This is a genomic window from Bradyrhizobium sp. 179, from assembly GCF_023073535.1.
Taxonomy (GTDB): domain Bacteria; phylum Pseudomonadota; class Alphaproteobacteria; order Rhizobiales; family Xanthobacteraceae; genus Bradyrhizobium.
The window spans coordinates 1-15,134 of record NZ_JADPJR010000073.1 but is presented as its reverse complement, the minus strand read 5'-3'; the positions used below and the strand labels follow the sequence as shown (position 1 = coordinate 15,134).

General features: G+C 60.3%; 11 protein-coding genes and 2 pseudogenes. 4 read left to right on the top strand and 9 right to left on the bottom strand.

What is annotated here, in order from left to right; translation table 11 throughout:
- Positions 1–20: 20 nt before the first annotated feature.
- The 7 genes and pseudogenes from IVB12_RS18480 to IVB12_RS18450 form a co-directional block, all read right to left on the bottom strand.
- Entirely contained in the window at positions 21–317 is a 297-nt protein-coding gene (locus IVB12_RS18480) for a HypC/HybG/HupF family hydrogenase formation chaperone (RefSeq protein ID WP_247300994.1), read from the bottom strand.
- 25 nt (positions 318–342) lie between these two features.
- Positions 343–927: a HyaD/HybD family hydrogenase maturation endopeptidase gene (locus tag IVB12_RS18475; RefSeq protein WP_247300993.1), complete on the bottom strand. Its 585-nt coding sequence runs from the start codon at positions 925–927 to the stop codon at positions 343–345.
- 18 nt (positions 928–945) lie between these two features.
- Positions 946–1,689, bottom strand: a complete 744-nt coding sequence (gene cybH / locus IVB12_RS18470) for a Ni/Fe-hydrogenase, b-type cytochrome subunit (protein ID WP_247300992.1) — start codon at positions 1,687–1,689, stop codon at positions 946–948.
- A gap of 15 nt (positions 1,690–1,704) precedes the next feature.
- Complete coding sequence (locus tag IVB12_RS18465) at positions 1,705–3,495, bottom strand: nickel-dependent hydrogenase large subunit (RefSeq protein ID WP_247300990.1); 1,791 nt, start codon at positions 3,493–3,495, stop codon at positions 1,705–1,707.
- A gap of 30 nt (positions 3,496–3,525) precedes the next feature.
- A complete protein-coding gene (locus tag IVB12_RS18460; protein WP_247300988.1) occupies positions 3,526–4,617 on the bottom strand; it encodes a hydrogenase small subunit in 1,092 nt (363 codons plus the stop codon).
- Between the two features lie 340 nt (positions 4,618–4,957).
- Positions 4,958–5,318 (bottom strand): annotated as a pseudogene (locus IVB12_RS18455) (nickel-dependent hydrogenase large subunit); the annotation flags it as partial.
- Between the two features lie 24 nt (positions 5,319–5,342).
- Positions 5,343–5,507, bottom strand: a pseudogene (locus IVB12_RS18450) (HupU protein); the annotation flags it as partial.
- 2,074 nt (positions 5,508–7,581) lie between these two features.
- Between IVB12_RS18450 and IVB12_RS18445 the strand changes: the two are divergent.
- Positions 7,582–8,640: a pyridoxal-phosphate dependent enzyme gene (locus IVB12_RS18445; RefSeq protein ID WP_247277981.1), complete on the top strand. Its 1,059-nt coding sequence runs from the start codon at positions 7,582–7,584 to the stop codon at positions 8,638–8,640.
- An 81-nt stretch (positions 8,641–8,721) separates the two neighbouring features.
- On the opposite strand, the gene IVB12_RS18440 is transcribed toward IVB12_RS18445, so the two are convergent.
- Complete coding sequence (locus IVB12_RS18440; RefSeq protein WP_247300986.1) at positions 8,722–9,345, bottom strand: hypothetical protein; 624 nt, start codon at positions 9,343–9,345, stop codon at positions 8,722–8,724.
- Between the two features lie 365 nt (positions 9,346–9,710).
- Positions 9,711–10,133, bottom strand: coding sequence for a flavin reductase family protein (locus IVB12_RS18435; RefSeq protein WP_247300984.1), 423 nt, complete (start codon positions 10,131–10,133; stop codon positions 9,711–9,713).
- Between the two features lie 4 nt (positions 10,134–10,137).
- On the opposite strand from IVB12_RS18435, the gene IVB12_RS18430 reads away from it, so the two are divergent.
- The 3 genes from IVB12_RS18430 to groEL all read left to right on the top strand — a co-directional run.
- Positions 10,138–11,409: an alanine racemase gene (locus tag IVB12_RS18430; RefSeq protein ID WP_247300983.1), complete on the top strand. Its 1,272-nt coding sequence runs from the start codon at positions 10,138–10,140 to the stop codon at positions 11,407–11,409.
- Between the two features lie 2,416 nt (positions 11,410–13,825).
- Entirely contained in the window at positions 13,826–14,140 is a 315-nt protein-coding gene (gene groES / locus IVB12_RS18425) for a co-chaperone GroES (protein ID WP_247277985.1), read from the top strand.
- Between the two features lie 85 nt (positions 14,141–14,225).
- Positions 14,226–15,134: chaperonin GroEL (groEL, locus tag IVB12_RS18420; protein WP_247300981.1), on the top strand; the 909-nt coding region annotated here is incomplete at its 3' end.

Genomic DNA, 15,134 nt, shown 5'->3' with positions numbered 1-15,134 from the left:
TCGCGGAGCGGGCTGCCGCCCTAATCAAGCCGGAGATGCTCGGGCAGTTGCGGCTCGCGGTCAATGAGGTCGGCGAAGAAGCGATCGCAATCCTCGCCATTGATCGCCGCGCACAGACCGTCGATCGCGGCGCCGATCAGGCGCGCCTCGGCCTCATGCAGAAGCCGAACCGCGGTGTCGATAAAGACCAGCACCCTGGCACCGGCCGGCGGGTCCGAGAGCAGCAGCATCGAAACGCGCCGCTGCTCGCCTCGGAACTCGCACAGCGCCGATATCCCGTCAGTCTCAACGATCGTCATCGGCAAGCCGAGGCACATGGCGGATCTCCGATGGTGCAGCCGGTCAGGCCGGCCGCCCCGTCATCTCGTAATGCTGATGATCGATGTCGTTGGCGAGCAGCCGCTCCGATTCTGCCAACGGCGCGGTGCGCGGCATCACCTCGACGCCCCATTCGGCCAGGATCTCGCAACCAAGCTCGAGCGCCGGCGCGATCTGATCGCGCACCGGCTGTGTCAGCGGGCCACCCCAATCCTCGAGGTCGCGGGGCTGGCAGCCGATCAATACGAGATGTCGCGGACAACGGCCAAGCAGGTCGGCCGCGCTGATGACCTCCTGGAAGCCGGTCTGGTGCAAGCTCATCTTCTTGGCGCCGGTGAAACGCGGCACCTCGTCGTCGCGAACGAGCTTCAACTGCCCGGGCTCGAGCCCATAGTCGATCGCGTCGAACACGATCAAACGATCCGCATCCTCCAGGTAGTTCACGAGGTAGAGCCCCTGCGTGCCGCCGTCGAGAATGGTGACGTTGTCGGGCACGGCGTAGCGGCGGTGGAATTTCTCCACCGCGCGCACGCCAAAGCCTTCGTCGGCCCACAGGATGTTGCCGATGCCGAGCACCAGGATGCGGTTTGCTTGCGAAGATGTCGGCATCGGTATCATTCCAGTTTCTCAGTCGCGGAATTGCCGCTCGCCGGAGATCATCGAGGAGACGATGCTCTGGCGCGACATGATGTCCTCACGGACCGCGGCGTAGATGTGCACCATCACGAACACGACCAGCGCCCACATGCCGAGATGATGCCAGGTGTGAACGTCCTGGCTGTTCGGCCAAATCGCGAACACCCAGCCGAACAGCTTGTGCTGCCAACTGTCGATACCCGCACCTTCCGAATAGAGCGCAAAGCCGGTAACGATCATGAACGCCACGAACAGCGTGAAGCCCGTGAACATCGCGGTCCGCGCCAGCGGGTTGTGGCCGACATACATCTTCGGCTCGCGCTCCAGGAACGCATACCAGCGGATTTCATGCAGCACTTCCTTCCAGAAGTGCTTGCGATGCACCGGCAGATAGAAAATCTGCCGGGAATAGTGATTTCCGACGAAGGCCCACAGAATGCGGGCAAGGAAGAACACCGCCAGCACCTGCCCCGCCGCGAAATGGGCAAAGCGGATATAGCCCATCACGAAGTTCGCCGAGGCCTCCCCCTCGACCGACGGCAATGGCGTTCCGATCAGATAACCGGTCGCCATCAGCACGATGATCGAGAACGCGTTCACCCAATGGCAGATCCGCACCGGCGCTTCGTAGACATAGACGGCGGGACGGCAGACCCCATGTTCGCCGGCCGCATCGGCCGCTATCGCGGAGAGGTCCGGCTCGGCTTCCGCCGGACGTGCAGCTACATCCATCATGGCGTTTCCCCTGCTTCACCTGACCTTGACGCTGGCCATTTCCTGGCCGTCCGGACTCATGACATGCGTGGAGCAGGCCAGGCACGGATCGAAGGAATGGATCGTGCGCAGAATCTCCAAAGGCTGCTCGGGATTGACCATCGGGGTGTTCATCAGCGAGGCCTCGAATGCACCGATGTTCCCTTGCGGATCGCGCGGTGAGCCGTTCCAGGTGGTCGGCACCACGCACTGGTAATTGTCGATCTTGGTTTCCTTGATCTTGATCCAGTGCGCGAGTGCGCCGCGCGGCGCCTCGGTGAAGCCAAAACCCTTGGCCTCCTTCGGCCAGCTCTCTGGCTTCCACTTGTCGACGTTCGCGGTCGAGCTGTCGCCGGCCTTGATGTTGGCGACGAGCTTGTCCTGGAAGTAACGCATTTGTCGTCCGGCCCAGACCGACTCCAGCGCGCGCGCCGCCGTCCGACCGAGCGTCGAGAACAGCGCCGATAGCGGAAGGTCCATATCCTTCAGGAACTTGTCGACAGGATCCTTGAACTCGGCCTTGTTCTGCGCATAGCCCACCACCCAACGCGCCAGCGGGCCGACCTCCATGGCGTGACCCCGCCAGCGCGGCGCCTTGATCCATGAATATTTTCCGCCCTCATCGAGCTGCTCGATCGCGGTCTTGGTGCCTTTCGCATTGGGCCCCAGCACGTAGTTCGGCTCGGTTACGCCGTCCCAGGGATGCAGTCCCTTGGTTTCGTCGGGATATTTGTACCAGGAGTGAACCACGAACTCCTGGATCTCATCGGGGTTGGCATGATCGACGGGAAGCACCTCCGAGAGATTGCCGTTTATGATGGCGCCCCGCGGCAGCTTCAGGCTCTTGGAGGAGTAGTCGTTGGCGTGTTCCGGCACGTCGCCATAAGAGAGTACGCTCTTGCCGGAAAGACCGCCGCCGTAGAGCCAGTCCTTGTAGAACGAACCGATCGCCGCCACGTCGGGCAGGTAGACCTGCTCGTTGAACTCGATCAGGCGATCGATGATCGACGAGATCAGGTTCAGGCGCTCGATGTTGATGGCACCGACCGCGCCCGTGCCGTCGACGTTGATCGGAGAGGGCACGCCGCCCACGAGCCAGTTCGGATGCGGATTCTTGCCGCCGAAGATGGTTTGGATCTTGACGATCTCCTTCTGGAAATCGAGCGCCTCCAGATAGTGCGCGACCGCCATCAGATTGGCCTCAGGCGGCAGCTTGTAGGCCTTGCTGCCCCAATAGCCGTTCTTGAAGGGCCCCAACTGCCCCGACTCGAAGAACTTCTTGAGACGGGTTTGCAGGTCCTTGAAGTAACCTGGCGACGACAACGGCCAGCTCGAGATCGACTGCGCGAGCGTCGAGGTTGCCCGCGGGTCGGCCGAAAGCGCGCAGACCAAATCGACCCAATCCAGCGCGTGCAGGTGATAGAAGTGAACGACGTGGTCGTGCACCTGCAAGGCAAGCTGCATCAGATTGCGGATCGAATTGGCGTTCTCCGGAATGGTGATCCCGAGCGCGTTCTCGACCGCGCGCACCGACGTCAGCGCGTGCGTGCCGGTGCAGACGCCGCAGATCCGTTCCGTGAACGCCCAGGCGTCGCGGGGATCGCGATCCTTCAGGATCACCTCGATCCCACGCCACATCGTGCCGCTGGAGACTGCGTTTCGGATGACGTTATCGGCGTCGACATTGACCTCGACGCGCATGTGACCTTCGATACGGGTCACCGGATCGACGACGATGCGCTTGCCGGAATTGTCGCGATTGAAGCCGTTGGGAGTCTGGATACCCATGATTTTGCTACTGTTGGATCTCTTTGGCGCTTAGCTGGTGTGGTGCGCGTCTTCGCGCTTGCCGGCGAGCCGCTTCACCGCGGTCACCGCTGCATGCGCGGCGACTGCCGCACCGACGGCTCCGGCCGCCACCATGCCGATCTGGTCGGCGTTCTTCTCGATGCCGAACTGCTTGATGTTGGTGAGACGGTCGTAGAACGAACCCTTGTCCCAGAATCCGTCTTCCGAGCAGCCGATGCAGCCATGGCCCGACTGGATCGGGAAGGAGACGCCGCCATTCCAGCGCACGGTCGAGCAGGCGTTGTAGGTGGTCGGGCCCTTGCAGCCCATCTTGTAGAGACAATAGCCCTTGCGCGCCGCCTCGTCGTCCCACTCCTCGACGAATTGGCCGGCGTCGAAATGCGACCGCCGGTAGCACTTGTCGTGGATACGCTGCGAGTAAAACATCTTCGGCCGGCCCTGACGATCGAGCTCGGGCAATTTGCCGAAAGTGGTGATGAAGGTGATGGCGCCGGTCATCACTTCAGCGATCGGGGGGCATCCCGGCACCTTGATGATCGGCTTGTTGGCGATGACCTTGTCGATGGGCGTCGCCTGCGTCGGATTGGGCTTGGCCGCCTGCACGCAGCCCCACGAGGCGCAAGCGCCCCAGGCGATGATCGCCATCGCATCCTCCGCCACCATCTTCAGCTTCTCGACGAACGGCTTGCCGCCGTCGATGCAGAACATGCCGCCTTCGTTCAGCGGCGGATTGCCTTCCACCGCGAGAATGTATTGCCCTTTGTGCTTGGCGCGGGTCTCTTCGAGGATCGCCTCCGCCTGGTGGCCTGCGGCCGCCATGATGGTGCCGTCATAGTCGAGCGAGATCATCGAGAGCACGGCATCCTTCACCAGCGGGTGCGCGGAACGAATGAAGCTCTCGGAACAGCAGGTGCATTCGAGCCCGTGCATCCAGATCACCGGCACGCGCGGCTTGGTCTCGAGCGCGTTCGCGATGCGGCTCGCCCCCAGGGGCCCGAGGCCGAGACTCGTCGCAGTCAGGCTGCAAAATTTGTGAAAGCTCCGACGCGTGATACCTTGTCGCCTGATCACGCTGTAAAACGTTTCCGTCGCCGCGCCCATGAATCGTCCCGCCTCGGCTTTGACTTTCTATGACGCCAAGGACAGCAAGAAGCAGGCCAAGCACCGGGAGCGTAAGGAAAGTAGAGTGATACCAAATTGTTGCAGATTTGAATTGCTCGAATTGCGGTGCGCGCGCATGCCCCGACCGAGAAAACGGAAACAATTCGATTTCAGGCGACAACGAAGTTTCCGTCCCCGCGCGAGAGACCACTCAATGCGCGGTGTACGCCATCCAGGGATCGAACGAGCGCACGACGTGCTGGATGGCGACCGAGCGTGCGCCGGCGCCGCCGACATCAGTGCCGATCAGCGCCTGCTCCAGCGGGCCGCCGACATCGGCCGGCTGGAAGGCCAGACTATGCGGCCATTTCCCGGCGAAGATACCCATAGGTTCGAGCAGCCGCGCCCGCGCCGGCAAGACATCACGTGCCGCAGGCCGCGCGTCGCTGCGCGAGATTGGTGGCGAGAATCCCGTTCGGCGCGACCTCGGCCGCCATCGCATCGCGAAGAGCGACAGCCGCGGCGACCGACTGCGAGACCGAGCAGATGCCGCAGATCCGCGGCGCCAGCGCCCGCGCTTCGATGGGCGGACGCGCCTCCAGGATCTGCTCGAAGCCGCGACACAGCGGCGCCGTCACCTCCGCGCGCATGACCCGCCCACTCTCGACATCGAGGCCAACTTCGAGATCGCCCTCGACGCGTTGAGCGGACCATCGTGAAGCGCGTCATGGCGTGCGCTTGGCCGTCGGGCGGCCGGGCAGCACGACAGCGGTCGCATTCAGCCGCACCCGCCGCGCCGTCGCCGACTTCGACAGGGCCGCGAGCGCCACGAACGAGGTCTTGGGCATGTCGGTCGGAAGTCCGACCGGAATGCCGGCAAGCTTTGCGGATGTCTCTCTCCACAGTGAAACGCGAAGCGACTTGCTCCGGCGCGACCTCCCTCGGTACATCTGGTGCCTACGCGCGATGTTGGAAAGACAATCAATCTTCGACTTGCTTTTTGACGCGACAGATCTTCTTCAACGGAGCCACGTGCCCGAGCTGGCTTTTCGGCCCGATATGTGCAGTTTTCGCTTCGCTGGCGAGCACGCCTGAATTCCAACTGCGCAAAGCGAAGGCGCCTCCGAACAGACACGTGGACAAACGTTGGAATGGCTCATCGCCCACTTGGATGAATTTCAAGCAGGGCGAGGGCCGGCGCGACTCCGGTTCGCACTCCACGCCCGTGCTGCCGTCCGCAAGCCCTGTCCTGACGCCTCAGTGAGCGAACAGAGCGCAGCGGCTATACTCAACATACGAGAGGCGGTGATCCGCTTTCGAGCGGGCGCTAACGAATAACTAGGCCAAAGGGGCGACACCTTATGCTCTTAAGAAGTTGGAACGCGGCCCTGGGCCTCAGCGGGGTCAATGCCTAGATCTTGTGATCTGCGGCAGCCGCTTTATCGGCAACGTCCTCGCGAACCGACGCACTATGTCGCCGCGGGGCAGTGTCTAGCGCACCCTCAACGCCCCCTCGCCGGCACATATCGCCGCGGCTTAGCCCAGAGTATAGTATGCAGAGACGTGGCTTGCCCCATCAATGCTTGCCTGTAGAGACCGTTCGGGCCTCGGCTGATCCGAACTCCTCTTCAATCGCGGGACACACCAACTGCACGTCCGGCTCGAAGACGAAGCCGCGTAGCACAAGCGTCATTTCAGCTTGATCTGGACGTCACCACGTCAGAATGCCTTCGGCAATGCCGAAGCCGCACGACTTTCCGGTCGCGTTAGTGTCGAGATCGCAGCAATGACCAGAACAAAAATTTAGCTGTCGGTGAAGCTCCACTGTCACATTCAACGGGTCCTAGTCATTGTATTCGTTTTGGCACAGCTGAGCCACTGACCGCCACCTCAAAACTAAACATCGTTACCGTCTTGATGGACCATCAGGAGGCTGGGACATGCTGGGCCCTCATCGTTTGATTCTAAGTTTTCAGGATTTTGCGCCATGTCATATCCACCCCCTCAAACCAAGCTGCATGCTGTGCTGAAAGGTGCTCTGGAGGATGCTGTCCGGATGGTGCCTGAAGCAAAGCGGACGTCTTCATTGAAGGTTTGCCTCGCCGAGAAGGTTCTAACTCTGGCCGCGCGGGGCGAGAGCAATCCAACGATCCTAACTCGTCTCGCCGTGCTGACAGTGCAGAAATCCTGCCATGGCTGTTACGGATGTGAAAGGTGGTAGTCGCACGGGGGAGCCCGCGAGGCGCGAATTGATTAATTTGAACTGGAAGGCCGGGCTTTCTGGCGTCACAGTAGCGCGGTTGGCGATACGCTTTTCGCTGACGTGATGGGAGACTCGTTCACTATGTCATAGCGTCCGCGTGACCCAGTAGCGGCCACCCACGCCGAGGCCAAACTTAACGCATATAAAATATGACAGAACTTCCTTCGATCTGTAAAGCGCCACTGCCTCGCTTCGGGAATGTCGTTTTCGCGACACATGAGCGTGCATTGAAACACGACCGCGGAATCGAACACAACACACATTTGCCGAATACCGGAGTGCACATGCAGGGAGGGCCAGACTTTGGTGACGGAAACGGTCGCCTTGATCACGCAGGCGAATACTACCCAAGAGCCTAAGTACTGTTCGCTCGAAACGTCGGCTGGTTTTGCGACGTGATATCCGCGAAGATCCGCAGCATCCCACACAATGGCGCTCGCGTCGGTGTAGATGGGCTCCGTCGCAGAGATGGACCCGCGAGGGCCATCGCCGCAATCCTTTAGTCGAGCTTCGCTGGGATCGCTCCAACCGCAATTTAAACTTGCGTAGGCGGACGCGAGCGCGAAAAGGCCCCTGGGAGAAGCGCGCGATCGAAGTCCTCGAGGATGGTGCTCGCAGGTACAGCTGGTTATGATCGGCGGAAAGAGTTGCTGTGCAACGCTCCGGCAGCAGCCGTCACCTGTAGCGGGCAAGATCAACGCATGAACAGCACCTCTTCACCAGTCAATGCGATCGCAGCCGAGCTTGGCCGCCTCGATCCCGCATACGCGCCGACGCCACTCCTGAACCTTCCGACGCTTGCGGAGCGGCTCGGAGTGGCGCAGGTGCTAGCGAAAGACGAGGGCCGCCGCATGCTCGGCAGCTTCAAGTCGCTTGGTGGCACCTATGCCGGGTTGCGCGCGCTCGCCCGGGCCTCGCGCATGCAGTTGGCCGACCTTCTCGCGGCCCGACCTAAGGGGCAGCCGACCCTGGTCTGCGCCAGTGACGGTAATCACGGGCTCGCGGTAGCTGCCGCCGCGCGCTTTGCCGGGGCGCCCGCCCGCGTGTTCCTGCACGAGGGCGTGCCGAACGCGCGCGCGCGCCGCATCGAGAATCAGGGTGCCGAGATCGTCTGGGTGCCGGGCACCTACGACAATGCAGTTGATGCGGCCGCAGCCGCGGCCTGCCAGGGCGCCGGCATTCTTGTCGCCGACACGACCGACGATCCGAACGATCCCATCGTTTGCGACGTCATGGCGGGATACGGCGTTACGGCGGCGGAAATCCGCGATCAAGTAGACTTCGCCGGCCATGGGCGTCCGACACACGTCTTTATACAAGCTGGTGTCGGCGGACTCGCCGCTGCCATCGCCGAGGGCCTCTCGGGCTGGCTGGCACCTCCGGGATGCATCGTGACGGTCGAGCCGGAAACCGCCGCGTGTCTTGCGCCCGCGCTCGCGGCCGGTCACCCGATTCGGGTGATGGGCGATCTCCGAACATCCGCGGAGATGCTCTCCTGCGGCCAGGCGAGTGCGCCCGCCGTTGCGGTGCTCAGGCGTCACGGCGCTCGGGCCATCACCGTGCCCGAGGCGGAATTGGTGGATGCTGTTCGCGTACTCTCCGCCCATGATGGCCTCGCCACCACGCCGTCCGGTGCAGCGGGCCTGGCGGGTGCTATGGCTGCGCTCGCAGACCCGAGCCATACAAGCGATCTCGGACTCGACCGGTCGAGCCGCATTCTCGTCCTCCTCACCGAATGCGCCTGGGAGGACCGAACGTGAGCACCGCGATCTTCGCTCCTAGTTCGACTTGCATCCTCTCAGTGAGGCCATGTCTGGCAGGCTCGAGGCTTCATGATTAGATCATCGGCGGTCCGTCTCCGGCTCCGGAACCAGCGGCGCGCCCCCGACGGAAACCGGCCCTTCTGGTTTAGGCGGGCGAGTGGCTCTTGTAGTCGGCTTTGATGCGGCCTGGGCTGCCGGCGGACGAATATCTGCAGGAAGAGGCGCAGCAATGTTCTGCAGAGACTCAATTCTTGAGGTCAGGGCTGCGATTTGATCTAACATCCGTTTCAAATCGGCTTGCTGCGCATCGATGTTGCGGTTAAGCGCTGAAATCTCCTCGCTCACCTCCTGTTGCCCCGACCGGATCTCCGAAAGCGCTGCCTTGTCTTCAGGTGACAACGCCGGCATTGGGACGACTTCACGTGCCGTTAACGCCTTGATCATTCGGTCGATATGGGGCCAGTAAAATGCACCCCCAACGCATAGCCCGATGAAGACGGCGATAAATCCAAAAACCCACGGAAGGCGTCTTGATGACTTCTGCAAGACGGGCGGCAACTCCGAACCGTTCGCTTGATCAATCACATTCATCATTCTTTCTCTCGATCTATAATAGCTCTCGTTGCCGAGATAATAGATGACGGTCAAGAGCGTCCATGTGAAAGTAATTGGCATGCGCACAAAGATATCGGGAAAGATCATGCCGCTTCAGCGTCCATCTCGTTCAACAAATCGATGTTTAACCGCGCCAACAGGCACTCGGCGCATTAACGCTGCACAGGCAATGAAAAAACGCACGATACGATCGCGGCCATAGCTCTAAGTACACTCGCGGTGGCGCGGGCTCCTCCGCACAGGCCGCAATCTGCGGGCGCTCTATCGAAAGATAAACAAGCACGCTCGCAGAAGGCGGGCTCAGCTTCTCAGATCAACTCTGCGCCTGAATGGATGGCTTTAGCGCGCTTCACCATCTAAATCCTGCTGGTCCGCCATGGAGCAAACAGGAGAGCCTGCGGCAGCGATCAGGTTGAAATCGGGCGAGAGCCGATCTCGACATACTCGGAGTTTTAATATGCGAGGCCAGACAGCCGCTGGGACAGTCCGACGTCGACGAGGCGTCCGACGACGATCCCGTGCGAATACCGTTCGATGATCTCGTCGACTTCGCATTCGAGTGCAGCCAATGCCTCGCCAAGCAAGGGCACGCCACTGGCACCTCTCGTCCAGGAGAAACCGTCGAAACGCTCTTTGCCTTTGAATCGGCCATTACTGAAGCGTGCGGCAATGTCGCGTTGATCCGCGCCAAGGATATTCGCTCCAAAGGTCCTGTGGCGCGCAATTAGAGAAAACGAGGAGGCTTGCCTGTTGATGTTGACGAGAAGCTGCGGAGGATCGACGCTGAGCGAGGTAACCCGTTGAAGTTTGCGGGGACCCAGCGCGGCCCCTCGATCTTTGTCTGGCTTTTCACAGCCGTGTACGAAAGAAGACATCACCGTGGCGCATGGCGAGCTGTTTCAAAGCGTAATCAGGCGGTTCAACGCGTGGGGAGCGCTGGCATGGTCGTTGCTCTCGCAGCCGGCAACAACGGCGCTGGCCACTCCCCTTCTGGCGCGCGAGGAATGGTGCAATATGAGCTTGGTAAGATCATTGGAAAGTGCGGAAGTTGATGCCTTCTATACGTTCGATGAGGGGCGTCTTGCATCCGTCACGCGCGAATTCACCGAGCATTTCTCAGGACGCGTGCTGTATGCGGTGAAGGCGAATCCGTTGCCCAAAATTCTTCACGCGGTCTCTCGCGCCGGAGTGGCCGGATTCGACGTGGCGTCGCTGGCCGAAGCTCGCCTTGTCCATTCGACTGTTCCCCGGGCCTGTTCATGGTTCATGAATCCCGTGAAATCTCGTCGCGATATCGAACGGACGTTCCGAGATCTGGGGGTTCGCGACTATGTGATCGATTGCGAAGCCGAGCTGCGGAAGCTCCTTGAGGTGCTGCCGTCGCATGATCCGGAAATACGAATCTACGTCCGGTTCAAGTGTAGCGGGACGTGCGCCATCTTAGACTTAAACGGCAAGTTTGGTGTCTCGCCCGCCGAAGCGAGCCGTCTGCTGGGTCTCGTCAACGCGCAATCGCGCTGGACCACGGGCTTGGCCTTTCACCCAGGTTCCCAAACGATCGTTGTCGATCCGTATCTGCATGGCATTCGGGCGGCCGTCGACATTATAGAAGCTGTTTCTCCGGCTCCCACAGCGCTCGATATTGGTGGCGGCTTTCCCGGCCATTATCTGAACGTCCCCTATAACTCTCCCTTGAGCATGCTCTCCGACATCACGAAACTTGTGCGCGAAACGGATGCACTGAAGCGTGTTGAACTCTTGTGTGAGCCCGGACGAGCACTGGTTCATGATAGCATCTCTTTGTTTTGCCGGGTGATCTTAAGAAAAGACGGGGCGCTCTACTGCGGCGCGGGCATCTTCAGCGGGCTCTCACCTGCCCGGCAATATTTTCTGCTGCCCGCCCGTGCTTGGCGTGGGGGACGGCCGATCCAGACTGAGGAGTGGCAGGACTTCATCATCTTCGGCCCAACTTGCGACGGCACGGACAGGCTTGGATTCTCGTATTCACTGCCACGCGATTTGCACGAAGGCGATTGGATTGAATTCCAGAATGTGGGCGCCTATACGCAAATGGCGAGATTCAACGGGTTCTCGGTCGATAAGATCGTGGCTGTAGGGCAGGATGAACTTACCGTGTTGCCCGCCGCGTAGTTGCTCATGAACATACTAATCAGGTGAATTCTAAAGTTTGCCACATAAAGTCTGGTGGGCTTTGTGGTGGCAGAAGTTGGCGATGTCTCGTTTTGTAACCAGAGCGAACTGGCATAGAATGAGCCAGTGCATGGCGAAGCGGTAGGGCCTCGTGACCTCGCAGTGGCAATATCAAGTTAGGTTTGATGTCCGCGATACTGCGGTAGCGGAATCAATACGTCGAAATTTTCGCGATCCGGCACTGAGGCCTCTATTCGATATACTCACGGCGCATGGTGCGGCACCGAAATGTCAGTTCGACGCCTTTGCGGAGTATGTCGCCGCGGCAGAGGAAAACGGCGTCAAAGTTATCCGCTCTATCGGTGGACGAAGGCAACGATCTAGGCAAAGTTAAGCTAGCCGATCGAGAGATGACGAATCGCGGTCTATAAGAACGGGCGTTATCTGCGCGAGTCTAACAGCGAGCCATTTGACCAGAATCATGAGCGAGGAGCCACGGCTCCCTATGCCGGAATTTACCGGTGCATGGGCTGGCATCGCGAGATCGGCATCGTAGCGGACCACGTCTTACCGCCACAAGGACATCATACGCACGCGGCGCATTTTTCAAGCGTGACCACCCGGTTCGCAGACTTACTCGGAAATACAAGGAATATTGATTTTGGCGACTGAGTGGGCCTATCTTTTCGACTTTGCAAGCCTAACAGCCTGCATTGAACGCGGCGGCATTTTCGCGGCGAGCTTAGAGCAAGCGCATCAGCTGTCAGCCGTTTCATAATTGCGATGGAATTGGTGGGTGATTCTTTGGAATGCGTGGACTTCTGATCGTTTTTGTGGCGCTTACAATAGTGTTGGCGGCACGCGGCCGACACCAAGATGGCTTTGTGCCGCGGCTGACCGCGTCCATGCCGCCAGTCAACGTGCCCTAGTCTTATGATCGTGCTCGAGTAGCGCGACCATTTGACTTTCCGCTGACAGATCCGGGCAGCCGGCTTTCCCGCAGCCCCGCTCTTCCGGGGGACAACCCGCGTCATATCCGCGCCTGTGCCCAATGTGAGCGGCGTCTTACCATCCGGCGGTGAGCCAAGCGCATCTGTCGGACGCGCGTTTCTATGAACCAGCCACAGCGAGCTTCACGACAGTCGCTGATGACCGGGCTCATCTTGCATGAGCCTAGGATTTGGGACATTTGCACTCTATGTCACTCGTTCGGACGGGCTTCGGGTACCGAAGCCTGTCGCCGCCTATTTCGATACGTCACATTTTGACGTAAGGTGCGATTCAAGCGCCTTAGATAGCTTGTCGTGTGAGACTTTTCGGACGACTCGGTTGTGTCGCAGGTAAATCCGAGGCGCACAGTATGTGTACGATGTCCAACATGAATCCTATCAAGCTCCAAAGCTAAAGACGCGCCCAAAGCACAAGGCAGCATCTTAAGTCTAGCTTTAAGGTCACGTGGCGAATGCAAGTCGATGTGTTCGGCGCCGAAGGTCGGCGGCGATGGAGTTGCGACGAGAAGGTTCGTCATGTCGGATGGACCTTGCAGGCTGGCGAGACGGTCTGCGGCGTCGCGCGCCGGTACGGGGTGGCTCACAGCCTGCTGTTCACCAGGCTTCGACAAGTGCACCAGGGGCGACCGGGCGGAGATTCCGTGCAGCTCTTGTTCCTGTCGAGATCACAACTACGCTGACTCCGGTATTGATCAGCACGCCGCCACCGGCGTCTTCACAGCTCGCCCATCGCTTCAGGATTTAGTTGAACGCCTTGGCCAGGTCATGGCCGCCGGACAGTTTGGCGAGCTGTTTGCGCATATAGACCTATCGCGATGCCGGCATGCCCTTTCGCGCAAACCGGGGCATCGGCGCGCACGCTGTCTGGAGCACGGGCGATCCGCCCAGCAGCGACTTCGGCGCGCAAAGGTGATCTGATACTGGACGAGGTGCCGAACGATCTGCGCTAGCTCTCGCAGCCAGCGTTGCCTGGCCTCGAGTTGCTGAGTATCGGATCATCGATCAAGCGGAGCGATACCTCCAATTCCCGACCTCCGCGTTAGGTTCTAAACGCATCGCAATCTTAGAACGAAATCAGCCGACGATTCTCATTTGAACCGGCACCAGATCGGTGGGCCTTTACCATCTCGAATTTAGGGCAGAGGAATTGAACTGTAGATGACATTAGGTCGAGAGACAGAGCCATACGACTCACTCAGAAGAAGAACGACGCTCGGCGGCAAACTCGAAGAGGTGATTTGGGGCAGCCCCACAGAGATCCCGCGGGCCCAGCCGATTTTCCTGCTACAAACACTTGTTCCCCAAAAAATCGGTCCTATTTCAGCTGGGCCTGCATTGGCACTCGCAGGCAGCGATTGCTAGCAATCGTGAAATTTTCAACGGGTGTAAATGCTTAGGAGATCTGTATGGAATTCCGTCCGCTTCACGACCGGGTCGTGGTCAAGCGCATCGACGCAGAAGAAAAGACCGCTGGCGGCATCATCATTCCGGACACTGCCAAGGAAAAGCCTTCGCAAGGTGAAGTCATCGCCGTCGGCCCCGGAGGCCGCGACGAGAGTGGCAAGCTGATCCCGATCGACGTCCTGGTCGGCGACCGCGTCCTGTTCGGCAAGTGGTCAGGCACCGAGGTCAAGATCGACGGCCAAGAGCTGTTGATCATGAAGGAGAGCGACATCCTGGGCGTTCTCACGGACGCGTCCGCCAAGAAGAAGGCCGCCTAAACCATCGCTCGCACCGCTCATCCTGAGGAGCGCCTGCTGGGCGTCGCCAAGGGTGAGACCAAGTAAAACATTCAGGAAAACCCACATGTCAGCCAAAGAAGTCAAGTTCGGCGTAGACGCCCGCGACCGCATGTTGCGCGGCGTCGAAATTCTCAACAACGCGGTAAAGGTCACGCTCGGCCCCAAGGGCCGCAACGTCGTGCTCGACAAGTCGTTCGGCGCTCCCCGCATCACCAAGGACGGCGTCACCGTCGCCAAGGAGATCGAGCTCGACGACAAGTTCGAGAACATGGGTGCGCAGATGGTGCGCGAAGTCGCCTCCAAGTCCGCCGATGCGGCCGGCGACGGCACCACCACCGCAACGGTGCTTGCCGCTGCGATCGTTCGTGAAGGCGCCAAGTCGGTTGCCGCCGGCATGAACCCGATGGACCTGAAACGTGGTATCGACCTGGCCGTGGAAGCCGTGGTCGCCGACCTCGTCAAGAACTCCAAGAAGGTTACCTCGAACGACGAAATCGCCCAGGTCGGCACCATTTCCGCCAACGGCGACGCCGAGATCGGCAAGTTCCTCTCCGACGCCATGAAGAAGGTCGGCAACGAGGGCGTGATCACCGTCGAGGAAGCCAAGTCGCTCGAGACCGAGCTCGACGTGGTCGAGGGCATGCAGTTCGACCGCGGCTACATCTCGCCCTACTTCGTCACCAACGCGGACAAGATGCGCGTTGAGATGGACGACGCCTATATCCTCATCAACGAGAAGAAGCTCTCCTCGCTGAACGAGCTGCTGCCGCTGCTCGAGGCCGTGGTGCAGACCGGCAAGCCGCTGATCATCGTCGCCGAGGACGTGGAAGGTGAAGCCCTCGCGACCCTGGTCGTGAACCGCCTGCGCGGTGGTCTGAAGGTCGCGGCCGTCAAGGCTCCGGGCTTCGGCGATCGCCGCAAGGCCATGCTGCAGGACATCGCGATCCTGACCGGCGGCCAGGCGATCTCGGAA